This window comes from Collimonas fungivorans (genome assembly GCF_028292705.1).
Taxonomy (GTDB): domain Bacteria; phylum Pseudomonadota; class Gammaproteobacteria; order Burkholderiales; family Burkholderiaceae_D; genus Collimonas; species Collimonas fungivorans_B.
This window is the reverse complement of sequence record NZ_JAQGLV010000187.1, coordinates 1-25452: the sequence shown is the minus strand read 5'-3', so window position 1 is coordinate 25452 and position 25452 is coordinate 1. Positions and strand designations below refer to the sequence as shown.

General features: G+C 59.2%; 28 protein-coding genes and 1 pseudogene. 7 read left to right on the top strand and 22 right to left on the bottom strand.

Annotation, left to right across the window (positions count from 1 at the left end):
* Positions 1–788: NADP-dependent oxidoreductase (locus tag JWQ61_RS10175; protein ID WP_304360430.1), on the top strand; the 788-nt coding region annotated here is incomplete at its 5' end.
* Between the two features lie 27 nt (positions 789–815).
* Positions 816–1493, top strand: a complete 678-nt coding sequence (locus JWQ61_RS10170; protein WP_304360429.1) for a type 1 glutamine amidotransferase domain-containing protein — start codon at positions 816–818, stop codon at positions 1491–1493.
* 105 nt (positions 1494–1598) lie between these two features.
* Here the strand turns inward: JWQ61_RS10170 and upp are convergent, their stop codons facing one another.
* From upp to JWQ61_RS10085, 17 genes are all read right to left on the bottom strand, one after another.
* Complete coding sequence (gene upp, locus JWQ61_RS10165; protein WP_120236437.1) at positions 1599–2249, bottom strand: uracil phosphoribosyltransferase; 651 nt, start codon at positions 2247–2249, stop codon at positions 1599–1601.
* A gap of 69 nt (positions 2250–2318) precedes the next feature.
* A complete protein-coding gene (locus JWQ61_RS10160) occupies positions 2319–2723 on the bottom strand; it encodes a MerR family transcriptional regulator (RefSeq protein ID WP_304360428.1) in 405 nt (134 codons plus the stop codon).
* Positions 2720–3163: an integration host factor subunit alpha gene (locus JWQ61_RS10155; protein WP_014005494.1), complete on the bottom strand. Its 444-nt coding sequence runs from the start codon at positions 3161–3163 to the stop codon at positions 2720–2722. The genes JWQ61_RS10160 and JWQ61_RS10155 overlap by 4 nt, the downstream gene beginning before the upstream one ends.
* Positions 3164–3268: 105 nt before the next feature.
* On the bottom strand, positions 3269–5695 hold the full coding sequence (gene pheT / locus JWQ61_RS10150) for a phenylalanine--tRNA ligase subunit beta (protein ID WP_304360427.1): 2427 nt from the start codon (positions 5693–5695) through the stop codon (positions 3269–3271).
* A 113-nt stretch (positions 5696–5808) separates the two neighbouring features.
* On the bottom strand, positions 5809–6825 hold the full coding sequence (gene pheS / locus JWQ61_RS10145; protein WP_304360426.1) for a phenylalanine--tRNA ligase subunit alpha: 1017 nt from the start codon (positions 6823–6825) through the stop codon (positions 5809–5811).
* 177 nt (positions 6826–7002) lie between these two features.
* Positions 7003–7362, bottom strand: a complete 360-nt coding sequence (gene rplT / locus JWQ61_RS10140; RefSeq protein ID WP_014005489.1) for a 50S ribosomal protein L20 — start codon at positions 7360–7362, stop codon at positions 7003–7005.
* A 20-nt stretch (positions 7363–7382) separates the two neighbouring features.
* Complete coding sequence (gene rpmI, locus JWQ61_RS10135) at positions 7383–7580, bottom strand: 50S ribosomal protein L35 (RefSeq protein WP_304360425.1); 198 nt, start codon at positions 7578–7580, stop codon at positions 7383–7385.
* A 195-nt stretch (positions 7581–7775) separates the two neighbouring features.
* Complete coding sequence (infC, locus tag JWQ61_RS10130; RefSeq protein ID WP_082814671.1) at positions 7776–8300, bottom strand: translation initiation factor IF-3; 525 nt, start codon at positions 8298–8300, stop codon at positions 7776–7778.
* A gap of 60 nt (positions 8301–8360) precedes the next feature.
* Positions 8361–10268 (bottom strand): threonine--tRNA ligase, encoded by a 1908-nt coding sequence (thrS, locus tag JWQ61_RS10125; protein ID WP_304360424.1) that lies wholly within the window; start codon positions 10266–10268, stop codon positions 8361–8363.
* A gap of 414 nt (positions 10269–10682) precedes the next feature.
* Positions 10683–10976, bottom strand: coding sequence for an addiction module antidote protein (locus JWQ61_RS10120; protein ID WP_304360423.1), 294 nt, complete (start codon positions 10974–10976; stop codon positions 10683–10685).
* A 9-nt stretch (positions 10977–10985) separates the two neighbouring features.
* Positions 10986–11276, bottom strand: a complete 291-nt coding sequence (locus tag JWQ61_RS10115) for a type II toxin-antitoxin system RelE/ParE family toxin (RefSeq protein WP_304360422.1) — start codon at positions 11274–11276, stop codon at positions 10986–10988.
* A gap of 214 nt (positions 11277–11490) precedes the next feature.
* Positions 11491–12966, bottom strand: coding sequence for an efflux transporter outer membrane subunit (locus JWQ61_RS10110; protein ID WP_304360421.1), 1476 nt, complete (start codon positions 12964–12966; stop codon positions 11491–11493).
* Between the two features lie 32 nt (positions 12967–12998).
* On the bottom strand, positions 12999–16094 hold the full coding sequence (locus tag JWQ61_RS10105; RefSeq protein WP_304360420.1) for an efflux RND transporter permease subunit: 3096 nt from the start codon (positions 16092–16094) through the stop codon (positions 12999–13001).
* Positions 16087–17229 carry an efflux RND transporter periplasmic adaptor subunit gene (locus JWQ61_RS10100; RefSeq protein ID WP_304360419.1) on the bottom strand — a complete coding sequence of 381 codons (1143 nt, stop codon included), beginning with the start codon at positions 17227–17229 and terminating at the stop codon, positions 16087–16089. The genes JWQ61_RS10105 and JWQ61_RS10100 overlap by 8 nt, the downstream gene beginning before the upstream one ends.
* Before the next feature lie 363 nt (positions 17230–17592).
* A complete protein-coding gene (locus JWQ61_RS10095; RefSeq protein ID WP_304360418.1) occupies positions 17593–18255 on the bottom strand; it encodes a VOC family protein in 663 nt (220 codons plus the stop codon).
* A gap of 54 nt (positions 18256–18309) precedes the next feature.
* Positions 18310–18786 (bottom strand): thioesterase family protein, encoded by a 477-nt coding sequence (locus JWQ61_RS10090; protein WP_120236444.1) that lies wholly within the window; start codon positions 18784–18786, stop codon positions 18310–18312.
* Positions 18787–18818: 32 nt separating this feature from the next.
* Positions 18819–19385, bottom strand: a complete 567-nt coding sequence (locus JWQ61_RS10085) for a TetR/AcrR family transcriptional regulator (RefSeq protein WP_304360417.1) — start codon at positions 19383–19385, stop codon at positions 18819–18821.
* A 159-nt stretch (positions 19386–19544) separates the two neighbouring features.
* On the opposite strand from JWQ61_RS10085, the gene JWQ61_RS10080 reads away from it, so the two are divergent.
* A complete protein-coding gene (locus JWQ61_RS10080; protein WP_304360416.1) occupies positions 19545–19967 on the top strand; it encodes a hypothetical protein in 423 nt (140 codons plus the stop codon).
* 76 nt (positions 19968–20043) lie between these two features.
* A complete protein-coding gene (locus JWQ61_RS10075; RefSeq protein WP_304360415.1) occupies positions 20044–20334 on the top strand; it encodes a hypothetical protein in 291 nt (96 codons plus the stop codon).
* A 38-nt stretch (positions 20335–20372) separates the two neighbouring features.
* On the opposite strand, the gene JWQ61_RS10070 is transcribed toward JWQ61_RS10075, so the two are convergent.
* Both JWQ61_RS10070 and JWQ61_RS10065 read right to left on the bottom strand, forming a co-directional pair.
* The gene (locus tag JWQ61_RS10070; protein ID WP_304360414.1) at positions 20373–20897 is read right to left on the bottom strand and encodes a cupin domain-containing protein; all 525 of its coding nucleotides are present in this window, start codon (positions 20895–20897) and stop codon (positions 20373–20375) included.
* Between the two features lie 89 nt (positions 20898–20986).
* On the bottom strand, positions 20987–21445 hold the full coding sequence (locus JWQ61_RS10065) for a GNAT family N-acetyltransferase (protein WP_304360413.1): 459 nt from the start codon (positions 21443–21445) through the stop codon (positions 20987–20989).
* Positions 21446–21689: 244 nt separating this feature from the next.
* Here JWQ61_RS10065 and soxR point away from each other — a divergent pair, with 244 nt between their 5' ends.
* The gene (gene soxR, locus JWQ61_RS10060) at positions 21690–22172 is read left to right on the top strand and encodes a redox-sensitive transcriptional activator SoxR (RefSeq protein WP_304360412.1); all 483 of its coding nucleotides are present in this window, start codon (positions 21690–21692) and stop codon (positions 22170–22172) included.
* 6 nt (positions 22173–22178) lie between these two features.
* Here the strand turns inward: soxR and JWQ61_RS10055 are convergent, their stop codons facing one another.
* Together JWQ61_RS10055 and JWQ61_RS10050 are read right to left on the bottom strand one after the other, a co-directional pair.
* Complete coding sequence (locus JWQ61_RS10055) at positions 22179–22733, bottom strand: GNAT family N-acetyltransferase (RefSeq protein WP_304360411.1); 555 nt, start codon at positions 22731–22733, stop codon at positions 22179–22181.
* A gap of 8 nt (positions 22734–22741) precedes the next feature.
* On the bottom strand, positions 22742–23497 hold the full coding sequence (locus JWQ61_RS10050; protein WP_304360410.1) for a DeoR/GlpR family DNA-binding transcription regulator: 756 nt from the start codon (positions 23495–23497) through the stop codon (positions 22742–22744).
* A 104-nt stretch (positions 23498–23601) separates the two neighbouring features.
* Here JWQ61_RS10050 and JWQ61_RS10045 point away from each other — a divergent pair, with 104 nt between their 5' ends.
* Positions 23602–24198: an NUDIX domain-containing protein gene (locus JWQ61_RS10045; RefSeq protein ID WP_304360409.1), complete on the top strand. Its 597-nt coding sequence runs from the start codon at positions 23602–23604 to the stop codon at positions 24196–24198.
* A gap of 56 nt (positions 24199–24254) precedes the next feature.
* Positions 24255–24496, top strand: a pseudogene (locus tag JWQ61_RS22110) (acyltransferase family protein); the annotation flags it as partial.
* A 91-nt stretch (positions 24497–24587) separates the two neighbouring features.
* On the opposite strand, the gene JWQ61_RS10035 reads toward JWQ61_RS22110, so the two are convergent.
* Positions 24588–25058: a GNAT family N-acetyltransferase gene (locus JWQ61_RS10035; protein ID WP_304360407.1), complete on the bottom strand. Its 471-nt coding sequence runs from the start codon at positions 25056–25058 to the stop codon at positions 24588–24590.
* Positions 25059–25452 lie beyond the last annotated feature (394 nt).

Here is a 25452-nt window from a genome sequence, read left to right as displayed (position 1 = left end):
TCGAAGCTTCGGAACACGCCGACTACAAAGCCGGAGACCTGGTCCTCAGCTACAGCGGCTGGCAGGACTATGCGCTGTCGGACGGCAAGGGCCTGACCAAACTCGATGCAAAACTCGGCAAGCCATCCTACGCATTGGGTGTACTTGGCATGCCGGGCTTCACTGCCTACATGGGCTTGCTGGATATCGGCCAGCCGCAGGCCGGCGAGACAGTGGTGGTGGCGGCAGCTACCGGCGCGGTCGGGTCAGTGGTTGGGCAGATCGCCAAGATCAAGGGTTGCCACGTGGTCGGCATCGCCGGCGGTGCCGACAAGTGCAAGTATGCGGTGGAAGAACTGGGGTTCGACGCCTGCGTAGACCACCGCGCCGCCGACTTTCCGCAGCAGCTCGCGGCTGCCTGCAGCAAAGGCATCGATGTGTATTTCGAAAACGTCGGCGGCGCCGTGTTCAGCGCCGTCCTGCCGTTGCTGAACCTGCACGCCCGGGTGCCGGTATGCGGCCTGATCGCCAACTATAACGCCGCCGGCAAACCGGAAGGACCGGATCATCTGCCGGGATTGATGGGCAAGCTGCTGGTACGCCGCATCAAGATGCAAGGATTCATCATCTTCGACTATTACCATCGCTACCAGGAATTCTTCAAGGACATGAGCGGCTGGCTCGCCGCCGGCAAAATCAAATTCCGGGAAGATATCGTCGACGGCCTGGAGAATGCGCCGCAAGCCTTTATCGGCCTGCTGGAAGGCAAGAACTTCGGCAAGCTGGTGATACGCGCCGGCGACGAATAACGTATCAGACACTCACAAGGAATCCAGATGAAAATATTAATGGTGCTTACCTCCCACGACCAGCTCGGCAACACCGGCAAGAAAACCGGTTTCTGGCTGGAAGAATTTGCAGCTCCCTACTACGCCTTCCTCGACGCCGGCGCCGACATTACCCTGGGGTCGCCAAAAGGCGGCCAGCCGCCGCTCGATCCGAAGAGCGACGAAGCCGACGCCCAAACCGAAGCCACCGAACGTTTTCGCAAAGATGGCGCGGCGCAGGCTGCATTGGCGTCGACCAGCAAGCTGTCGACCGTGCAAGCCGCATCTTACGACGCCGTGTTCTACCCGGGCGGCCATGGCCCCTTGTGGGACCTGGCGGAAGACAAGGATTCGATTGCACTGATCGAAACCATGTATGCCGCGGGCAAGCCGGTATCGGCGGTATGCCACGCGCCCGGCGTGCTGCGCCACGTACGCGCGGCAGACGGCAGTCCGCTGGTGAAAGGCAAGAAAGTCACCGGTTTTTCAGACAGCGAAGAAGCGGCCGTGCAATTGACCGATATCGTGCCGTTTCTGGTGGAAGCTGAATTGAAACGCCTGGGAGGGAATTACAGCAAGCTGGCCGATTGGCAGAGCTATGCCGTTGCCGACGGCAATCTGGTTACCGGACAAAATCCGGCGTCTTCGGTTGCGGTGGCGCAGCAGGTGTTGAAATTGCTGGGCTGACGTAGTTAATATCCGCGACACTCGGTAGCCCATTAAATAGGGTCAGAGTCGAATTTCTGAGCAATCGGAAATTCGACTCTGACCCTATTTAACTGCCACGGTGGATTATTTGGTGCCGAAAATGCGGTCTCCGGCGTCGCCCAATCCGGGCACGATATAGGCATGTTCGTCCAGGTGCGAATCGAGGCTTGCCACGTACAGCTTGACGCCGGGATGGGCATCCTGGAACACTTGCACGCCTTCCGGCGCCGCCACCAGCGCCAGGAAAATGATCTGCTCGTCGCTGACGCCGCGCTTTTTCAGCACGTCGACGGCATGCACTGCCGAATTGCCGGTTGCCACCATCGGATCGCATACGATGAAGATCCGCTCCGCCAGGTCCGGCAAGCGCACCAGGTATTCAACCGGCTGGTGCGTGTCAGGATCGCGATACACGCCGATGTGCCCGACCCGCGCCGACGGCACCAGGTCCAGCAAACCGTCGCTCATGCCTATCCCTGCCCGCAGCACCGGCACCACCGCCAGCTTGCGGCCGGCAATCACCGGCGCCTGCATGCTCTGCATCGGCGTCTCGATCTGCTGCGTCGTCAGCGGCAGGTCGCGCGTGATTTCGTAACCCATCAGCAGCGTGATTTCACGCAGCAGCTGGCGGAATGTGCGGGTGGATGTTTCCTTGCTCCGCATATGCGTCAGCTTGTGCTGGATCAGCGGATGGTTGAGGATGAAAAGATTGGGGAAACGCGGATCGCTGAGCATAAGTGTAATTATTCCAAATACAAAAAAGGGAGATTGCTCTCCCTAGTTGATTCAATATTCAATCAATAGTCACTCAGCCGCTTGCTCGACCTTGGGCATCAGCAAATCGAGTATCTGTTCCAGTTCGTGCCGCACTTCGACCAGATTGACTTCGTTTTGCCGGGCCTCGGCCAGCTCGGCTTCGGCTGCGCCGCCCAAGCGGCCATCGAGCTTGTTGCGGGCGCCGCTGATGGTGAAACCGTGTTCATACAATAATTCGCGGATGCGGCGAATCAGCAGTACCTCGTGGTGCTGGTAATAGCGGCGGTTGCCGCGCCGCTTGACCGGCTTGAGCTGGGTGAATTCCTGTTCCCAGTAACGCAGCACATGCGGCTTGACGCCGCACAGGTCGCTGACTTCGCCTATGGTGAAATAACGCTTGGCCGGAATCGGCGGCAATACGACAAGCTCGGATTTACTAATGCGATCGTTCATGAATTAGCTGGGAGAGCGGCGGCAAACTGTTGGATAGGCTGGATCGGTTGCAGGCTTGCGGCTTCAACCATGCCCTTGAGTTTCTGGCTGGCGTGGAAAGTGACCACGCGGCGCGCAGTGATGGGAATTTCTTCCCCGGTCTTCGGATTGCGGCCCGGGCGCTGCGGTTTGTCGCGCAACTGGAAATTGCCGAAACCCGACAATTTCACGGATTCGCCGCGTTCCAGCGCATCCCGGATTTCATCGAAAAACGTTTCAACCATGTCCTTGGCCTCACGCTTGTTGAGGCCAACCTGTTCAAACAAAAGTTCAGCCAGTTCCGCCTTGGTCAATGTCGGCAAATTCTTTTCTGCCTGCGAACGGGCTTGCGCTTCACGCATTGCCCGGTTCAGATCGGCGTCCAGAACGGATTCAAATTCTACTGTCTGCATATTGTTCATTCTGTTGTTACGCCCCTGTCTTTTTGGGATTGCCGCGGCCGACGCAGCTGTGTGTCGAGCGCGCCGGCATTTGCTGCGGGTTTAATCAAGCCATTCAATTACAGATCAGGCGCGCAATCTTGCTGTTGGCACCTTGCTGACAGCAGCGATCAAAGCCGACATGGCGGCTTCTACGGTGTCATCTTGAAGGGTGTTTTCAGTATCTTGCAAGGTAAAACGGAAAGCAAGACTTTTTTCGTCATTTTCCAGTCCTTTGCCATGATATTCATCAAATAAAACAATGGCTTGCAGAATCCGGCAGGCTGGATTTCCTTGCTGCTCAGCAGCAAAAACGTCCAGTAAATCCTGTGCATAAACGGCTTGTTTGACCACCACCGCGAGATCGCGCACCACGGCCGGGAATTTCGAAATCTCGACATACGCAGGTACTTGCTGTTGCTGCAACGCCAGGGCGTCGACTTCGAACACAACCGGGGCCAGCGGCAACTCGTATTTCTGCTGCAGACGCGGATGCAACTCGCCGATAAAACCTACCGCCACGTCGCCCAGCAGCACCTGCGCCGAACGGCCCGGATGCAAAGCAGGATGGTCCAGTTTGGCGAAACGCAAAGCTGCCGGCGCAAACAAGGCTTCCAGGTCGGCCTTGACGTCGAAGAAATCGACGGTGCGGCTGGCCTGTCCCCATTGCTCGTCGGCTTGCGGACCATAAGCCAGGCCTGCGACCCGTTTCGGCTGTTCAAAACCGGCGACCGCCAGCGGCCCGTTCTGGACTTCCTGGTTGCGTGTATACACGGCGCCTGTTTCAAAAATGCGGACCCGGTTCAGCTTGCGGTTCAGGTTGTATTTGACGTTGGCCACCAGGCTGGCGACCAGCGACGAACGCATCGCGCTCATCTGGCTGGCAATCGGATTGAGCAGCTTGATCGGTTGCAGGTTGCCGGCAAAGTCGGCTTCCCAGGCTTCTTCGACGAAGCTGAAATTGATCACTTCCTGGTAATCCAGGTCGGCCAGCTGGTGCCGGATCGAGAACAGCGAACGCTTGTTTTCCGGCGCGATGTACATGGCGTTAGGCGCCACCGGCGGCAAGGCCGGGATATTTTCGAAACCGTAGACGCGGGCGATTTCCTCGATCAGGTCTTCTTCAATCTCGATATCGAAACGATACGACGGCGGCGTCACCGAAAACACGCCGTTGTCCTGGGTGAAGCCCAGTCCCAGGCGGGTGAAGATATCGGCGATCTGGCTGTCCGACAACGGCACGCCGATCACCTTGATCGCACGTGCAGTACGGACCTTGACCGGATCGCGCTTCGGCAGGTTGACGCTTTGGTCGTCGACCGGACCGACCTGGGTTTCAGGCGTGCCGCAAATCTCGACCAGCAAGGCGGTGATGCGCTCGATGTGCTCGACTGTGGTGGCGAAATCGACGCCGCGTTCGAAACGATGGCCGGCGTCAGTCGAAAAATTGAAACGGCGGGCGCGGCCCTGTATCGCCTGCGGCCACCAGAAAGCGGCCTCCAGATAAATATTTTGCGTTTCCAGCGACACTGCAGTGGCGTCGCCGCCCATGATGCCGGCCAGCGATTCGATCTGCTGGTCGTCGGCGATCACGCCGATCCAGTCATCGACACTGACTGTATTGCCGTTCAACAGCTTGAGCGATTCGCCTGCCTTGCCCCAGCGGACATCGAGGCCGCCGTGGATCTTGTCGAGGTCGAACACGTGGGTAGGACGTCCCAGTTCCAGCATGACATAGTTGGAGATGTCGACCAGGGCCGAGATCGGACGCTGGCCGCTGCGCTCCAGGCGCTGCTTCATCCAGCGCGGCGTAGTCGCCTTGGCGTTCAGGCCGCGGATCACGCGGCCGGAGAAACGGCCGCACAGGTCCGGCGCCGAAATCTTGACGGGCAAGGTTTCAGTGATGTTGGCGCTGACAGTCTTGAACAGCGGCTGCTTCAACGGCGTGCCGGTCAAGGCCGACACTTCGCGCGCCACACCCAGCACCGACAAGCAGTCCGCCTTGTTCGGCGTCAGCTTGATGGTGAACTTGAGATCGTTCAGTTCGAAATAATCGCGGAAATTCTTGCCGACCGGCGCATCTTCCGGCAATTCCAGCAAGCCGCCATGGTCTTCCGACAGTTTCAGTTCGCGCGCCGAGCACAACATGCCCTGCGATTCGACGCCGCGCAGCTGGCCCAGCTTGATTTCGAACGGCTTGCCGTCCGCACCCGGCGGCAGGATTGCGCCGACCATCGCGCACGGCACTTTCAAGCCAGGGCGCACGTTCGGCGCGCCGCACACGATATTGAGCATGGTGCCGGTGCCGACATCGACCTGGCAGACATTCAGGCGATCGGCGTTCGGATGCTTGGCGGTCTCGACCACCAGGCCGACCACGATATTGGTAAAGGGCGGCGCAACCGGCTCGACCTCTTCCACTTCAAGACCCGACATGGTCAGCAGATGGGACAATTCGTCCGAAGTCATCTTCGGATCGACCATGGAACGCAGCCAGCTTTCAGAGAATTGCATAGGTAAAACCTTCAAAAACCTTTAGTCACAGAAGCAAGGAACGCTGGATTGCTGGAACAGGGTTGCAAGACAATCCGAGCGCCTTCGGCGATGGGCTCGTTTCAAAAGCCAGTTTAATTAAATTGTTTCAGGAAACGCAGGTCGCCTTCGTAGAACAGGCGCAGATCGTTGATGCCATAACGCAGCATGGTCAGGCGCTCGATGCCGGAGCCGAAGGCAAAACCGATGAACTGTTCCGGATCCAGCCCCATGTTGCGCACCACGTTCGGATGCACCTGGCCGGCGCCCGACACTTCCAGCCAGCGCCCTTTCAGCGGACCGCTGCCGAAGGCGATGTCGATCTCGGCCGAAGGCTCGGTGAACGGAAAATAGGACGGACGGAAACGCACTTGCAGATCGTCGGTTTCAAAGAAAGCCTTGACGAAATTCAGGTACACGCCCTTGAGGTCGGCGAAGCTGATGTCTTCGGCGATCCACAAGCCTTCGACCTGATGGAACATCGGCGAGTGGGTGGCGTCGCTGTCGACACGGTAAGTACGGCCCGGCGCGATGACCTTGATCGGCGGCTTGTTCATGCGCGCATAACGCACCTGCATCGGGCTGGTGTGGGTGCGCAGCAGCAGCTGCTTGCCTTCAGTATCCTTGCCATCGATGTAGAAGGTGTCCTGCATCGAACGCGCCGGATGGTTCTCCGGGCTATTCAATGCGGTAAAGTTGGTCCAGTCGGTTTCGATCTCGGGACCGTCGGCCACATCGAAACCGATGGAACGGAAAATTTCTTCGATACGCTGCCACGAGCGCATCACCGGGTGGATGCCGCCGACGCCGCGGCCGCGGCCCGGCAAGGTGACATCGATTGCTTCCGCATTCAGGCGCTCTTGCATCTGGGCGTTGGCCAAGGCATCACGGCGCGCATTCAGCGCGGCTTCGATCTGCTCTTTGGCGTTGTTGATGACTGCGCCCTGGACCTTGCGCTCATCCGGCGCCAGCTTGCCCAGCCCCTTCATCTGCTCGGTGATCTGGCCGGTCTTGCCGAGATACTTGGCCTTGGCGTTTTCCAGCGCGGCGGCATCGGCGGCGGCGGTGAAATCAGCCTGGGCTTGCGTTACTAATTGTTCTAGGGAGTTCATGCAGTTTTCCTGCTCCAATGAAGCCGAAATACGCCGATAAAATAAAAACCAGCGGTTAAAAACACAAACGGGGCACAAGGTGTTGACCTCTGCCCCGCTCGGGATTGCCAAGCCGCGGAACTACGCGGCGGTGGCAAAACTACGCATTAAGTTACGTAAATGAGTTACGTAAATGAGTTACGCAGCGATGTTGGCCTTGACTTGATTGACAATCGCAGCAAACGCTGGCTTGTCCATCACTGCCATATCAGCCAGAACCTTACGGTCCAGTTCGATCGAAGCACGCTTCAGACCGTTCATGAATACGCTGTATGTAACGCCATGCTCACGCGAAGCGGCGTTGATACGGGCGATCCACAATGCACGGAATACGCGCTTCTTGTTACGACGGTCACGGTATGCGTATTGACCAGCGCGCATAACCGCTTGCTTGGCTACACGATAGACTTTACTGCGACGACCGCGGTAACCCTTGGCTTGCACCAAGATTTTTTTATGACGGGCACGAGCTGTAACCCCACGTTTTACTCTAGGCATAATAACTCCTTAGTATGAGGTTAAGCGTTCGGCAACATGCGCGAAACGGATACCATATTGTCGGCATTGACTCCGACGGCACCGCGCAGTTGACGTTTGTTTTTGGTGGTTTTCTTGGTCAGGATGTGGCGTTTGAACGCTTGACCGCGTTTAACAGTTCCACCCGGACGCACGCGAAAGCGCTTTTTGGCGCCGCTTTTCGTCTTCATTTTTGGCATGACACTATCTGTCCTCTAGGGACAGCTCCTTTTTTAACATGATTGCAGGTGGCAACATGACGTTACGCTTGGATGCCTGCTCTCACTTGTTTAAACCCAGCTGCACGACAGCCACAACTGGATTTCGCAGCAGAATCTGGTCTGCTGCTTTTGGGCGATCCGGCTGATTGCTCATCCAGATCGCCTAAAACCGAATTACTTTTTCTTTTTAGGGCCGATGATCATGATCATCTGGCGCCCTTCCATCTTCGGCCACTGCTCGACCTGTCCATACGGTTCCAGGTCTTGCTTCAGACGTTCCAGCATGCGTACGCCGATGTCCTGGTGAGCCATTTCACGGCCGCGGAAACGCAGCGTGATCTTGACCTTGTCGCCGTCTTCATCCAGGAAGCGGGTCAAATTGCGCAGCTTGATGTTGTAATCCCCATCATCGGTGCCTGGACGGAATTTGACTTCCTTGACCAGGATTACCTTCTGCTTCAACTTGGCTTCGTGCGCCTTCTTCTGCTCCTGGTACTTGAACTTGCCGTAGTCCATCAAACGGGCTACTGGCGGCTGCGCGGTCGGTGCGATTTCCACCAGATCGACGTTTGCCTCTTCCGCCAAGCGGAAGGCCTCAGCCAGACTGACGATACCGAGTGCTTCGTTCTCGACACCGGATAAGCGCAATTCTGGCGCAGTAATTTCGCCGTTGATGCGATGTGACTTGTCCGTAGCTATTGCAGTTTCCTTTAAAAATCAAATAATTAAGCCGTGCTCTTGCGCTTCGGGTTGCCCCGTTCAGGCTTTGGTTTCAACCTCGTTCTTGAGGCGCTCCACCAGTACGTCGATAGGCATCACACCCAGATCGACATTGCCCCGCGCTCGCACGGCCACTGTGTTTGCATCCCGCTCTTTATCACCGACAACCAGTATATAAGGCGGCTTCTGCAAAGAATGCTGCCGTATTTTATAGGTAATCTTCTCATTACGCAAATCGGTCTCTACTCTAAACCCTTGTTTTTTCAGCGTTTGTGCAACATTTTTAACATATTCTGACTGGGCGTCGGAGATATTCAAAACAACAACTTGCACAGGAGCAAGCCACAAAGGCATCGCACCAGCGTGATTTTCGATCAGTATCCCGATAAAACGCTCGAGCGAACCGACAATCGCCCTATGCAGCATGACCGGCACCTTGCGACCGTTGTCTTCTGTGACATATTCCGAACCGAGCCGGCCTGGCATCGAAAAGTCGACCTGCATGGTGCCGCACTGCCAGGAACGGCCGATCGAATCTTTCAGGTGATATTCGATTTTCGGGCCGTAGAACGCACCCTCGCCGGGCAATTCTTCCCATTCCGTGCCGGAAGCCCGGATCGCTTCGCGCAAGGCGCTTTCCGCCTTGTCCCAGACTTCGTCCGCGCCGACCCGCTTTTCAGGGCGCAAAGCCAGCTTCACCGCCACTTCGGTAAAACCGAAATCAGTGTACACCTGGCGCACCACCTTATCGAAGGCCGCCACTTCTTCCTGCACTTGTTCTTCTGTACAGAAAATATGGCCGTCGTCCTGGGTAAAGCCGCGCACCCGCATCATGCCGTGCAATGCGCCGGACGGCTCGTTGCGGTGGCACTGGCCGAACTCGCCGTAGCGCAGCGGCAGATCGCGGTAGCTATGCAGGCCGGAATTGAAAATCTGGATATGGCCTGGACAGTTCATCGGCTTCAGCGCGTAGCTGCGGTTTTCCGACTCTGTTGTAAACATGTTGTCGCGGTAATTATCCCAGTGGCCTGTCTTTTCCCACAGGGAGCGGTCCAGGATCTGCGGCGCTTTGACTTCCTGATAACCATTGTCCTGGTAGACGCGGCGCATGAACTGCTCAACTTGTTGCCAAATAGTCCAGCCCTTCGGATGCCAGAAAATCAGGCCCGGCGCTTCATCCTGGAAATGGAACAGGTCGAGCGCGCGTCCCAGCTTGCGGTGATCGCGCTTTTCCGCTTCCTCCAGCATGTGCAGGTAAGCTTCTTGTTCGTCCTTCTTAGCCCAGGCCGTGCCATACACACGCTGCAGCATTTCATTCTTTGCATCGCCGCGCCAGTAGGCGCCGGCCAGCTTCATCAGCTTGAATACCTTCAGCTTGCCGGTCGACGGCACGTGCGGACCGCGGCACAGGTCGGTGAACTTGCCTTCGGTGTACAGCGAGACTTCCTGGTCCTGCGGAATCGAGCCGATCAGCTCAGCCTTGTAAGCCTCGCCTATCGATTCGAAATAGGCGATGGCTTCGTCGCGCGCCACCACCTTGCGTGTCACCGGCTCGTCCTTCTTGGCCAGCTCGGCCATCTTCTTTTCGATTTCCAGCAAGTCTTCCGGAGTAAACGGACGCTTGTAGGCGAAGTCGTAGTAGAAGCCGTTTTCGATCACCGGGCCGATAGTCACCTGCGCATCGGGGAACAATTCCTTCACCGCATACGCCAGCAAATGGGCGGTCGAATGGCGTATCACTTCCAGGCCGTCGGCATCCTTGTCGGTGACGATAGCCAGCTCGACATCGCGCTCGATCAGGAAAGAAGTATCCACCAGCTTGCCGTCGACCTTGCCGGCCAGCGCCGCCTTGGCCAGGCCGGCGCCGATGCTGGCGGCGACCTGCGCCACAGTCAGCGGCGCTTCGAATTGACGCTGTGAACCATCGGGAAGTTTGACTGCTATCATTTTGAGCCCCATATCGGCGGTCGCTCGGGACAACGCCGGATTGAATGAAATTAACGTGTGCTTTACAAAAACGCGGACGAAAAAAAACGCGGACCAGCCGCGCTTTTTTCATCATGCAGGTAGAAAAAGGCCTCGACTAGCGTCGCTCACAGATTGTGGTGGTAGTTCGCGGTGTCATAACCGGGATGCCTTTCTCGCTCTTACAGATGTTGAATTCGTTGCAGTCATTCACCGCAGATAGTCATAACAGCGGTGGCAACAGGATGCTTCCGATGATACCAGAAAATCTGTGCGGCATGGCAAGTGCGCAAGATATCGTGTTGCGTGTTTGCCAAAAAAGAACCCGTGCCCGCCCTATGCCCAAGTCCCGCCTTATTGTTGCCCGCAATCAGCTTGTCGCCGATCAACCCTGATTTATGCTGCAGTCGCGTGCAACCTCAGTCCAAGCGCTTTCATGACTTTCAGAATGGTTCCAAACTCGGGATTGCCCTCGCCAGACAACGCCTTATACAGGCTTTCGCGCGCCAACCCGGTATCCCGCGCTACCTGACTCATGCCTCGTGCGCGCGCAATGTTGCCCAGGGCATGCGCGATGAAGGCAGGATCGTCGCCCGCTTCTTCAAGACATGCATCAAAATAGGCAACGATATCGGCGATGGTTTGCAGATGCTCGGCAGAATCCCACTGACGCAATTTGACCGTTCCCATGCGTTACTCCTAAAGTTTCCGCGCCAGTTTCAACGCCGTCTTGATGTCCTTGCATTGTGTTGACTTCTCGCCACCGGCAAGCAATGCCACCATTTCATCGCCACGCTGTACAAAATATACGCGATAGCCGCAGCCAAAATGAATTCGCATCTCGGAGACACCCTCTCCGACCGGTGCGCAATCGCCAAAATTACCCAGCTCGGCACGATCAATGCGCATCTGGATACGCACTTTAACGCTGCGGTCGCGCAGCGAGGCAAACCAATTATCAAATGCCGGTGTGGTTTGAATAATTTTCACAGACAACTGTATCCCATGAATTACATTCCGTCAAATCAGGCTCCCTTAAGTGCTGCATGATGCAGCGTGGCCGAGCTTGAGTAGGTTACGGATGTCACGTCGACGCCAGCGTCAATTGGATGATATTTAAGAAATGACATAGAGAGCGGCGCGGAAATCGGTCGCGAGTGCTTTCGGACAAGCGATCTGTGACGACAGCTTCATCCAAACCCCTCTATCTGGAGACCGCAGCCAGGGCCTCGCCGCGATTCCACCAGCCCCCGCCCAAAGCCTGGAACAAGGCGGCCGTATCGGCAAAGCGCGCCGCCTGCGCCTGCGCCAGGCTGATCACTGCCTGCTGGTAGGTTCCTTGCGCCGCCAGCAGGGTCTGCGGACTGGCCTCACCCAGCTGCACCGACTTGCGCGAAATTTCCAGGCTGCGGGCAGCCGCACGCTCGGCGGCATCCTGCGCCCGCAACGCATCGGCGTCGTACTGCAAGGCGCGCAGGCTGTCGGCGACGTTCTGGAACGCCAGGATCACCGTGCTCTTGTACTCAGCCGCGGCCTGTTCCAGCAAAGCTTCCGAGGCGCGTTTCTTGTGCCGCAGCGCGCCGCCGGCAAACAACGGTTGCGTCAGGCCGCCAACCAGGCTCCATAGGCCGGTGCCGGAGGTGAACAGATCGCCCATTTGCGCAGCGGCGCTGCCGATATTCGCGCTCAGGGTTATCTGCGGCAGCATGTTGGCGGTAGCGACGCCGACGGCTGCGCTGGCGGCATGCAGCTGCGCTTCCGCCGCGCGGACATCGGGCCGCTGCCGCACCAGGCTGGACGGCAGGCTCAGCGGCAGCTGCTGCGGCAGGCTGAGGCTGGCCAGGTCAAATTTCTGCTCCAGTTCCTGGCTCGGGAAACGCCCCGCCAATGCCGTCAGCCGATTGCGCTGCTGCGCCAGCGATTTTTGCAAAGGCGGCAAGCTGGCCTCGGTCTGCGCCAGCGCGGCCTGCTGCGTCAGGACGTCGGCTTGCGCAATGTCGCCCAAGGCATACTGGCGCTGCAACAGCTCCAGCAATCCGGCCTGGACTTTGAGCACCTGCTGCGTGGCGGATATCTGCGCCCGCAATCCGGCCTCCTGCACCGCCGCATCCACCACATTGGAAGTCAGCGTCAGGTAAGCCGCTTCCAGCAAGAACTTCTGCTGCTCGGCCTGCGCCTGCAAACCCTCCACCTGGCGGCGGTTGCCGCCGAACGCATCCAGCGTGTAAGACACGCTGACCTGGGCGGTGTGCAGGTTGAACGGCGACGTCGCCTCGCCGCCGGACGGCCGCTCTTTTTGCCGGGTCGGCGCCAGGCTGGCGTTGACGCTGGGCAGATATTCCCCGCGCTGCACCGATACCTCTTCCTGCGCCGCGCGCAAGGCGGCTTGCGCCGATTGCAGATCGGGACTGGCCTTGATGGCCTCCTCGATCACGGCGTTCAGCGCCGGCGAATTGAACAGCGTCCACCACTGGGCGGGGATGTCCATGCCGGCGACGAACCGCTGCGCATCGCCGCCCAGCGTAGCTGCGGAAGAAGTCTTTTCCGGCAGCGGCTGCCCGGTGTAGCCCTGCACCTGCGGCGCATCCGGCTGCCTGAAATCGGGGCCGGCGGCGCAGCCTGCAAGCGCCAATAACACTGCCAGCGCCGGCGTCTTCAATTTGAATTTTATTGTGTTCATTTTTTCACCTGCCAATGTTGATCCGGTCCGCCTTAGCGGCCGTCATGTTCTTTGCTTACGCCGCGGCGTTTCTCGATCCAGCTCTCCAGCGTGTAATAAAAGGCTGGCAGGATGAACAAGGTCAGCATGGTGGCGACGATCAGGCCGCCCACCACCACCGTCGCCAGGCCACGCTGCACATCGGTGCCGACGCCGGTCGCCAGGGCCGCCGGCAGCATGCCTACCGATGCCACGGTGGCCGTCATCAGCACCGGCCGGAACCGTTCGCTGGCGCCGGCCAGCACGGCCTCCAGCAAGGCCAGGCCCTGGCGCCGGACCCGGTTGATATTGGAGACCATGATGATGCCGTTCTGCACCGCGACGCCAAACAGCGCGATGAAGCCGACTCCGGTCGCAACGTTGATGGTGCCATTGGTGACCCGCAATGCAATCAAGCCTCCCAGCGCCGCCAGCGGCACCACGCCCAGGATCAGCAATGCCTGCCGCAGCTTGCCGAAACCCGCATACAGGATGACCGCCATCAGGCCCAGCACCAGGCCGAACACCAGCACCAGGCGCGATTGCGCCCGTTCCTGGTTCTCGAACTGCCCGGCCCATTCGAGCCGGTATCCGGTTTTATCGAAATGGACCTTCTGCGCTACCTGCGCCTGCGCATCCTTGTAATACGATTGCAGGTCGCGGTCGGCATAGTCCAGCCGCACCGTCAGCTGGCGATGCGTGTTTTCATGGGCGATCGTGCTCTCGCCGGTGGTGCTGCGGATATGCGCCACCTGCGCCAGGGGAATCCGCGCGCCGTCGGCGGCAGTCAGCAGCAACTGGCCCAGCGCCTCCGGGCTGTTGCGGCTGCCCTTGGGAAAACGCACCGTGACGTCATGCACCCGGTCCGCCACATACAGCTGGGTGACCGGCGCGCCGCTGATGCCGGTCTGGATCAGGTCGGCGATATCGGCCACGTTGATGCCCAGGCGCGCAGCGGCGGCGCGATCGATGTCGATCGCTACCTGCGGTACCGGCGGCTCCTGGAAAATCGCTACGTCAGCGGATCCCGGCACGCCGTGCAGCACCTCGACGATCTGATTGCCGATGCGGCGCAGCTCCTTGAAATCGTCGCCGTACACGCGGATCACCAGAGGACTGTGGGCGCCGCCCACCGCATCGTTGACGCCGTCGCTGATCGGCTGGCTGATGCCGATGGAAAGGCCCGGCAGTTGCGCCAGGCGCGCGTTGAGCCGGCGCACGAACTGTTCCTTGGTTTCGCCGCTGGCCCAAGTGCTGTAGGGTTTCAGGCCGACCGGCACTTCCATGTGCGAGGGCGTCCAGGGATCGGTGCCGTCATCGCTGCGGCCGAGCTGGGTCACCGCGTAAGACACCTCGGGAAACTCCAGCAAGGTGCGGCGCAATTCGCTGGCCATCTCGCTGCCCTGTTCCAGCGACAGGCCAGACGGCATCTGCACTTGCAGCCAGAGCGTGCCCTCGTCCAGGTTCGGCATGAACTCGCGGCCGGTGGCGGCGCCCAATATGATCACCCCGGCCAGCGCCGCGGCGCCGATGCCATAGGAAACCAGCGGATGGTCCAACAGGCGGCCCAGGGTTTTCCGGTAAGCGGCGCCCAGCCATTCAAGCGGCTTGTTGTGGAAAATCCGGCGCGGCTTGCGCAACGCCATGTAAGCCAGGCCGGGCACCAGCACGATGCTGCACAACAGCGCCCCGATCAATGCATACGCCACGGTGAAAGCCATGGGCGACAGCAGCTTGCCTTCGGCGCGTTCGAAAGCGAACAACGGCAGATAGGCAATGATGATGATCAGGGTGGCGAAGAAGATCGGGCGGATCACCTCGGTGGTGGCGTCGCGCACGTCGGTCTCGGTCAGCTCGGCGTCGGGCCGGGCTTCGCGCCGGCGCAATATGGCTTCCGTGACCACAATCGCGCCGTCGACAATGATGCCGAAATCCAGCGCCCCGAGGGAAAACAGGTTGGCCGGCATCTTGGTCAGGTACATCATGACGAACACCGCCACCAGCGCCAGCGGAATCGTGACCGCGGCCACCAGCGCGCTGCGCGGGCTACCAAGGAACAGGATCAGCACGATGCACACCAGGCCGATACCTTCCATGACAGTACGCCCGACCTTGTGGATGGTCATCTGGATCAGGTCGTCGCGGTCGATATACGGCACCAGCTTGACATCCATCGCCGCCAGCCGCGTTTGCAGCTGATCTACCTTGGCGTGCACACCCTTGATGACCTCCGAGGCGTTTTCATACTTCAGCAGCTTGACCACACCCTGGATGGTGTCGGGATTATTGTCCTTGCCGAGGATGCCCTGCCTTTCCTGGTGGCTGTACTGCAGCTTGCCCAGGTCGCGCACCAGCACCGGTACGCCGCCGGTCTGCTTGACCACCACATTGCCAAGGTCGGTCAGGCTGCGCATCAGGCCGATGCCGCGCACCACGTAACTCTGTTCGCCGCGCGTGATGCGGCTGCCGCCGGCGTTGGCGTTGTTGTCGTTGATGGCGGTCGTCACATCGGACAACGAAACACCATAGCGCTCCAGCTGCTTCTGGTCGACTTCCAGCTGGTACTCCATGGTCAGGCCGCCGAAGTTGCCGACTTCGGCGATGCCCGGCACCTGCTGCAGCTCAGGGATCACGATCCAGCGCTGGATTTCGGACAGCTCCATCAGGTTCTTGCTGTCGGATTCCAGCGTATAGCGATAGATCTCGCCGGCGGGGCTGGTCACCGAATCCAGGCCGGGCGCGATGCCGGTCGGCAGTTTCGCCTGCGCCATGCGCTCGCTGACGCGCTGGCGCTGCCAGTAATCTTCGGCGCCGTCCTTGAATGTCAGGGTAATCAGCGACAAGCCGAAAGTGCTGGACGAACGCATGTGCACCAGGCCGGGCGTACCGCTCAGTTCGCGCTCCAGCGGGATGGTGATCTGCTGTTCGATTTCCTCGGCAGCCAGGCCGGGCGCCTGGGTCGTCACCTGGGCAGTGACATCGGACAGCTCGGGATAAGCCTCAACCGCCATCCGGGTCCATGAGTAGTAGCCGAACAGCGTCACCATCAAGGTCACCAGGATCACGGCATAGCGCTTCTGCAGGCAGTAACGAACGATATTGTTAATCATTGAGCAGCACTCCGCCCTTGGTCACAACCCGTTCGCCGGCCTGCAATCCGCTCTGGATGCGTATGTTGCCGTCTTCCTGGTTGCCGGTTTCTATGGTGCGGCGGACGAATGTCCAGGGTGCGACTTCGACGAACACGGTCGTGTTTTCGTTATTCATCAGCAGCGCCGACGGCGGTACTGCCGGCGCTACTGCCTGGGCTACAGCAAAAGAAACGTTGGCAAACATGTTCGGCTTGAACCTGCCATCGGCATTGGCCATGCTGATGCGCACCAGCGCCCGACGCGTATCGGCCTGCAGCACGTCGCTGATGAACGACACTTTGCCCTGGAACCGCTCGCCGGGATGAGCCGGCAGGCTGATGCTGGCCGCCTGCCCTTTCCTGATCGACGACAGCATGTTTTCCGGCACGTTGGCGGTGATCCAGACGTTTTCCAGGTTGGAGATCGTCATCAGGACTGCATTCGTATCGTTGGCCGATTGCCCGGCGCCGATCGCCAGTTCAGTGATGCTGCCGGCATCCGGCGCGACCAGGTTCAGGCGCTGGCCGCTGCTGCCGGCGGCGCTGATCGACTTGAGACGCGTATCGGCGCTGGCGAATTCAGCCTGGGCCTGGACATAAGCGCTTTCCGCCTGCTCCAGGTCTTTGGCGGCGCCGGCGCCGGCCTGCTGCACGCCGCGTTGCCGCTCCAGCGTGCGCTTGGCCAGCTGCAGGGCGTCGCGGTTTTTTTGCAGTTCGGCGCTAGCCTGGGCGAAATCGCCAGAAGCCATCACCAGCAGCAGTTGGCCCTTGCGCACGCGGTCGCCAAGGCCCACCTTCAATTCCAGCACCTTGCCGGCCACCGGCGGCAGGATATTGATGGTGCGGGCAGGATCCGCTTCCACTTGCGCCGGCAGCTCCAGCACGTGCGCCGCATCCAGCGCCGCTACCGCCTGCACCGCAAGGCGCTGCCGCAACGGCGAATGTTCTGGAATGGCGATGCGCTCGCCTTGCCTGATGAAGTTCACGGCCGATTCGGTGTCAGCAGCGCGGGCTGACGCCTTGCTGTCGAATACGACGAAGGCAAGCCTGCCGGCAATCAGGATGACGACGGCGAGGGTCATCAGGGGTTTTCGTCGGAAAATATTCTTGTTCATGATCGTGCTCGTGTTAAGAGATTGTGGTTCACGTCAGCCCCTGGCCAGATCGCTGTGCGGAGGGCGGAATGCCGTTTTTTTTCAACCGGAACAGTTGCCGGACATCGCCGGCGGCACCGGTTTGGGTCAGCGCGGCTGAAGAGCGGCGCAGGGATCTTGCGTGCGGCGACACATGCCGTCCGCCGCAGCTCCGAAGGTAGGTACAGCCCCGGCAAACCGGGACCCGCACAGGCTACCGGACGATCCTGTCAGTAACCTGAAGGAAAGCTGACAAAATCCTGACAAGCAGGAATTCTCGCCAGACGCGACGCACGCGCGGCAGCCGTCATGACGGCTGGCTGATGACTCAGTTGGAGAAGAGAGTTATTTGGCGACGTAACCGGCCGGCCCGCCAAGTTGGCGCGGCCCGGCCGGGGTCTGGATATGCGCGACCAGGTAGGGCTGTTCGCCTGCGGCGATAGTCGTCGCCGAAAATGCGCCTTGAAAACCAACGCATGCCAGCATGCGGTTCACCTGCTCGGCTTCGGCATGGAACGCTTCCAGGCGAAGCAGCGAGCAACCCAGGTCCTGCAGTTTGCGGGCCGGATGGGTTGCGGCCTGCCATTCGATGAACGACGGTGCAATGCCCTGCAGAGGCAGTTTGCCATCCGCGGCAATGCTGATCAGCCAGTTCAGCTGGCCGCGTGTCATGGGCTCGATCACGCCGGCATCGACCGGCGAGGCTGCGATTGCAGCATGGATATCATTGGTCCGCGCCAGCCATGTCGCCAGCCGCGGCGGACAATCAGCGGCCAGTTCGTCGAGCTGGAACCAGCGCGGCCGGTCAGGTCGCGGGGTGTCCGGATTTACCGCAATCACTTCGAGGAAAATTTCGTCGCCGAGTTTCAGCAGGCAGTTGTGGGTTCCCATGCGCGGATGTTCGCCACCGGCTTCGAGCAGTACGCCCAGCTCCCGCCGCACGTATTCCACGCCGTGCGCCAGCGACGTCGCAGTAATGACCAGGTGATCGATGGAAGTCTGCAGCATGAGATCGTTTGTGGATATTCGGCAAGGAGAAACTTTACCACTTGCCGCCAGATTTCATCGAAGCACGGCGCCGCCATTTGCAGCCAGCACCGCAGCGATCACCGCATCAGGCGGAACCACGCCTTGTTTGCCTTTCACCACGCCTTTGGAAGTACCGTCGGCAATGATCGTGCCATTCACGGAAAAGCGGTGTGTCATGAAAAAATACTTTTCATCCCAGTGCGTGATTTCCAGCGTCGCCTTGAATTTCTTGAACATGCCCAGCGATTTGCGGTAAGTCATCGTGTGCTCGGCGATGATCGGCATCCAGCCCTGCTTGATCATGACCCGCGCCAGCCCGGTGCGGATAAATACGTCAACCCGGCTCAGGTCGCATAAGGTGAGATAACGGCCGTTGTTGACGTGCAGGTTGATGTCGAGATCGTTGGGCATGGTCAGCATGCTGATTTCGCTGACGGTCTTGCCGACGACCAGCCGCGGACGGAAGAAAGACGAGAGCAACACATAAAAAAGGCGCAGAAACAGGTTCATATTGATTGCTCCGGTAGGTGTCGATTGTCGGATTAATGGCTGCGCTGCCGGATATCCCGCTGCAGCAGCAGCGCAGCCTGCTCGATCGGCTCGCAGGAACCCGCCATGCGGGCATGCAGCAGCGCTCCCTGGAAGGTATTCAGGATGTTCAGGCCCATCACCGCGGCCTCACGGGACGGCAAGCCGTAAGCCTGCAGCCTAGCTTGCAGCGCCAGGCGCCAATCGGCATAAATGGCCTTGCATCTTTGATTCAGGACATGGGTCTTTTCAGTCGACATCGCAATCGCCGCCACCGGGCAGCCGAGTTCGAAACCGGATTTGCTGAGCGCGGTCGACAAGGCCTTGCCCATGTCGGCGATGTAGGCCTGCAGTTCCGGCGCGCGCGAGCAGGAAGTGATGAAAGTGCCCAGGCTGTATTCCTTGGCCGCCTCCAGCACTGCCGCCATCAAGTCATCCTTCCCTCCCGGGAAATAATGATAAAGCGATCCCCTGGGGGCGTTGCAGGCGCGGGCGACATGCATCAGTGTGATGCCGGCGTAACCATGCGTCGGCAAAAGCTGGATAGCTTTCAAGATCATCTGTCCGCGGAAATCCTGCATGTTGGCAAACTCCTTGATGTATGTATGCACACATACATAACTATAAGTGAAACCGTATCTGGATGCCAGTTATAAATGAATGTAATTAATTGCATCACTGCTTGGCCGGTTAACATTCGCAGGTATAGTTAGCGCAATCCAACCACACTAGAAAAATCCATGAAACGTTTGCTCTGCGCAGTTGCCCTCGCCGCCGTCAGCGCCGCCGCCCTAATGCCGACCCAGGCCATGGCGCAAGTCGGCGTCAACATCATCATCGGCACGCCGCCACCGCCGCCAAGATACGAAGTGCTGCCGCCGCCGCGCGTTGGCTATATGTGGGCGCCCGGATACTGGAACTGGGATGGCCGCCGCCATGTCTGGGCCGGCGGGCACTGGGAAAGGTCGCGCAATGGTTATATGTATAACCGGCCGGAATGGCGCCAGGGACGGAACGGCTGGGAACTGCGGCGTGGCGGCTGGCAGCGCGGCGATCATCGCGGCGGATATGACGGCAGGCGCGACCATCACCGCGGCAACGACCACCGTGGCGACGGCCGCCGTGGCTACGACGGCCGCGACAACGATCGCCATCACCGCTAATCGCGGCGCTGCATAACAACAGGCAAAGGCCAGCGCCGGCGCCTCGATTCAAAGGAACATCAATTTAATGACGACCATGACATTCCACAAAACCCTGGCCGCTGCCATATTGCTGGCGGCGGCCAGCCTTGCTCTCGCCCAGGCGCAGGAAGCCGGCCCGCGCGCATCGCTGGATACGGCAAAACCGCAAGCCAGCGAAGAATGCCGGCGCCTGCAAGACCGTGTCAGCGAACTCGACCGGATGGACGACGAACGCATCGCCCGCGCCGGACATACTGGCGCGCAGCAAAGCCCGGTCCAGACCAAGGAATGGATAGACAGGGAACGCAAGGACGCCAAGACAAAAATGTTCTTTGCCAAATGCTAGGTTAAATCGGCAGCCCGGCTCTGAAGATATTGCAGGTTTCAGCCAGCGTCGGGCGCCCGCACCGGCTGGCTGACATCGACGCCATCCCAGTATTCCATCACGGCTGACTGGCGATAGCTTTCCCCGGTCAGTTTCACGCTCACCCGCCCCGTTTCCGGAAACACCGCCACGTCGTTGCGCTGCGGATTGCCCAGCACCAGGTAGCGGCATGGCGCGGATGTCTGGTTGACCAGGCAATGGCCGACTTTCTGCCCCGCCGGAAAACAGGCATAGTGCCCGGGCGACAGTTCGTAGCTTTGGGCGCCAAGCTGCAAGGTGAGACTGCCTTCGAGGATGAACAGGTGTTCCTCTTCCAGCAGATGGTAATGCGACTGGTTGGCCTGCTTGCCCGGCGCCAGCACCTCCATCGAAACGCTCAGCTGCGAACCGCCGCCGAATGAACTCAGGTGCTGGAAGCGCATGCCAAAGCGCTCACCATGTGAAGCCTCTTCCCACGGCACACCGCTGACATGGAACGGCTCGAACATGCCTTCGGCATTCACTGAGGTAGTTTTTTCGCTCAATTTATCCTCTCCCTTTTTTCTCAATCAAAGAAATAAATGTGAATGGCTCGATCTCCGTCTCATCGGCTCCTCTTAAGACACATCGTGCTTCATAGACGAAATTCCATGGGTTTAAATCCAGGCGGAAGGATCCTGGTGCTGCTTGCCGGCAAGAAGCCGATTGCTTCATAGAAAACGACTGCGTTGGGCGCGGCATTGAGTCGAATCGACGACCGGTCAGTAAAATTGCGGCAATGCTGAATGGCCGTAACAACAAGCTCCCGGCCGATACCCTGCCGATGCAATTCGGGCGCCACGAACAAACTGCACAGATTCCAGAAATTTTTCACCAGCACTACTCCGGCAATCTGTCCGTCCCGGATGAATTTGAGATGACAGCATTTATCGCTGTTCGTCGACCACCAGTCAAGATTTTGATTCACGTTATGGACAAGTTCGGCTTGCAGGCTGAGATCGTCGAATACGCGCTCAGAGAGCATGACGCGTTCCATGAAACTGCGCAGTTCTGGAATATCTTGAGGCTCGACAATTTGGATGGCGGCAATCATTACTATGGATCCGAGCTTGGGATGAAACAGTGTTGGGCCGTCGCGCTCAACTACCTAATTGCGAATGAGGATACTGCGTCATGTTTGGCAACAGGTACCCTCCATGAACTCATACACCGAACCGAGAATCTAGCATGGATATTCTCTAGCACTGGATGAGTGCTCGGAAAATAACCGAAACCACCATGCACGGCCATCATAAAGTTCAAGTAAACTTGAATTCAATAACTTTCAGGGAAACCGCATGAGCGAGATATTGATCACCATCGGCGAACTGGCAAAACGCTCCGGCGTGGCCGCCAGCGCCTTGCGCTTCTATGAAGAACAGGGATTGTTAAGCAGCAAACGCGAAAGCGGACGGCAGCGCCAGTTCTCGCGGGACGTATTGCGCCGGGTCGCCTTCATCCGCGTGGCGCAGACAGTTGGCCTCAGCCTCGAAGAAATCAAGGCGGCCTTGTCGACATTGCCGCAGAAACGCACGCCGACCAAACAGGATTGGGAACGGCTCTCGCGTTCCTGGCACCCGCTTCTGCAGCAGCGTATAGATACGCTGACAGCGCTGCGCGACCAGCTGACTTCGTGTATCGGCTGCGGCTGCCTGTCGCTGAAAAAATGTGCGCTATACAATCCCGACGACGCAGCAAAACGGCGCGGCACAGGACCGCGCTACCTGTTGGGAGACAATGCCGCGGCAGTTCTCGCTGACGACTCGGGCGAGTACGACTGACGCTGTCTAGGTTTCTGCAGCCGCGGAATGCGGATTGAGGCGGGAGTAAATCCAGAAATCGCGCGGCTGGCCGCGCACCATGCGGAAATTGCGTAGCAAACCTTCGCATTGAAAACCGCATTTTTCCAATACCCTGGCGGAACGCGTATTCGAATCGAGCACGGTAGCCTGGATCCGGACCGCACCAAAACGCGAGAAACCCCACTCTACCACGGCATTGCACGCCACCGACGCGATGCCCTTGCCCCAGACAGCCGGCGCAAGCTCATAAGCGATCTCTGCAGTCTTGTGCAACGGCGACACGCTGTGAAAACCGATAGTGCCGACCAGCGCGCCAGAATCGCGCAGGACAATCGCCAGGCGGATTTCTGAAGCCGGGTCCGGTGAATCCAAAGCATCGAATTTCTGCATCAACTCATCCATCGAGCGTAAATCCCAGCTGGTATGGTCCAGCACGTGCGGCAGGGTCAGATAGGCGTACCACGCGGCTGCGTCTGCCCGACTCAGCGGACGCAGGGCAACAAGCTCATGAATGAAATCTGGAAGATCGGTGTATTGCATAGCTTCGATTATGCCAGGGTGACGGTTATCCCCATTTCCCGATACGGGGCAATCAAGGCTTCCGCCACTCCGGCATTGACCACGATTCCGCAGACCTGGGGAAAAGGCGCTATCTGGTAAGGCGACGCCGTATCCAGCTTTTCCGGCGACGCCAGCACCACCGTCTTCACCGCCGCATTGCACAGCGCGCGCTTGACACACGCTTCTTCGTAATCGCCAGTGCTGATGCCAGCCTCGGGATGCAAGCTGCACACACCCATGAAATACAGGTCGGCGCGAATCCGCCCGATGGCCTCGATCGCCTCTGCTCCCACACCGACGATCGAATGCTTGAACAAGCGGCCGCCGATCATGATGACCTCGATGTGGGGATGCGTCACCAGCTCCAGCGCGATCGACGGGCTATGCGTCACCACCGTCGCCCGCAACGCCGGCGGCAGCTGCCGCGCCAGTTGCACCGCGGTGGTGCCGCCGTCGATGAACACCACCTGCCCCGGCTGGATCATGGCGGCTGCGGCGCGGCCGATGGCGGATTTGGCGTCGCTTGAAATCTGCTGCCGCTCAACGAAAGGAGCCATCGCCGCGGATGCCGGCAAGGCGCCGCCGTGGACCCGCTGCAGCAGTCCCTCTTGCGCCAGCTGGCGCAGGTCGCGCCGGATTGTGTCTTCCGATAACCCCAGCTGCACGCTCAGGGATTTGGCGACAATCTGTCCATCCCGCTCCAGGATTTCCAGCAAATGTTGTTTGCGTTGCAGGGTCAGCATGATTTTTCGCCCATTGTTTTGCACGTTTTTTCTTGATATTTAACGATATTGCATGATAAATTCCTTGAACGCAAGCTCATTGCCGTACCAACAGGAGAACTACCATGCAAGATGAGAGAGTCAAGATCCGCAACGTCGAAGTATTGTCGAACGACTGGTACCTGCTGCAGAAAACCACCTTCGATTACCGCCGCAGCGACGGCAGCTGGCAGACCCTGACGCGCGAAACCTACGACCGCGGCAACGGCGCCACCATCCTGCTGTACAACCGCGAACGGCGCAGCGTGATCCTGATCCGCCAGTTCCGCTTCCCCACCTACGGCAACGGCCATGACGGCTTCCTGATCGAAACCGCGGCCGGCCTGCTGGACCAGGCCAGCCCCGAAGAGCGGATCAAGGCAGAAGCCGAGGAAGAGACCGGTTACCGGGTGACGGAAGTGCGCAAGATATTCGAAGCCTTCATGAGCCCGGGTTCGGTCACCGAAAAACTGTATTTTTTCGTCGCCGAATATGATCCCGGCTCGCGCATCAGCGATGGCGGCGGCCTGCATGCGGAAGGTGAAGATATCCAGGTACTGGAACTGCCGCTGGAGCAGGCGCTGCAGATGATCGGCAGTGGTGAAATCGCCGATGGCAAGACCATCATGCTGCTGCAGTACGCGCAATTGCATTTGCTGCCGTCGCCTGCCGTCGCGATTTAAGTTTATGATGCTTGCCGGCTCCGCAGTTCCTATCGTCCTGGAAAATGAAACCCCCAATGGCTTTTGATGACTCGCGCAACTTCAGGATAGATCTGCTCAGAGGAATTGCCATCAGAGCCTGGTCCTGATCCTCCACTATCACCTGTCCTACGCGCTTACCGACAGCCCGCTGGCCTTGCTGTTTTCCAAGGACGCCATCAAGGCGGTTGCGGTCAACGGCAACTATGGGGTGACGATGTTTTTTGCGATCTCCGGCTACCTGATCACCTCGACTGCCATCAAACGCTATGGCCGCCTTGCCGACGTCAACCTGCCCCGCTTCTATTCGGAACCGGTGAACGCCTGGCTCCGGGCGGCCTTCCTGCGCGCGCCGCTGCCACCGGCGGCGGTCAGGCCTTGAGCGTCAGTTTCATCATGAGCGCTTCGGCGTCCGCTTCCTCGTCGGTCGGGACAAACCCCAGCTCCAGATATAGGGCATAAGCGGCACGGTTGTCGCGATAAACACGCAGTGTCACAGCATCCGCCGCGGTCGCGCGGCTTGCCTCGTCGATCAGCAAGCGGCATAACGCCTTGCCCTTGCCTTGGCCGCGCGCCTCGGGAGCACCGATGATACGGCACAAGTGCGCCGTTCCGGGCTGACGCAAGCGGTACTGGCCGAACCCGAGTAGAGCGTCGTGGGCGTAGCACAGTGCGTAACTGGCGCCATGCTCTACCGCCAGCAATTGCGGCAATGCGCCGGCGTCAAACGGATACGCCAGCTTCGGGCCGGCCCAGCGCAGGCATGCCGCGGCATCGGGGATCCAGGTTGCGACGGCGGCATAATCCGCGGCGACAGGCGGCCTCAACATCAATACTGTCATACGCTCTCTTTCAGACGACAACCGAAGACGCAAAATACGTCGCAGCATGTTGCCACGGACGAATTGGCAAAGCAACATCGAGCCGGCATTCCAGCCAGGGTGTATGCTGGAACTGCGAAATCTGCAGAGATAAATCCATCCCCCCCGTAAGGAAATTCGGGCTCTGCCGACTAACCGTCAGCGCTGCAAAAAAACGATCATATCGAAGAGGATGGATGTCATGGATAACTTATCAAGCAAAACCAGGCGGCAAGCAGCTGCCATTCGTTGGGCCAAGGGATTGCTGGCGGCGTGCGGGCTCGGGCTTGCCGTGCTGCTCGGCCAGAATCCGGCGTTCTCGTCGGAGGCGGCGAAAGTCGTGCCGCCGCCTGCCAGCGACGAACAGCCGCCAGCC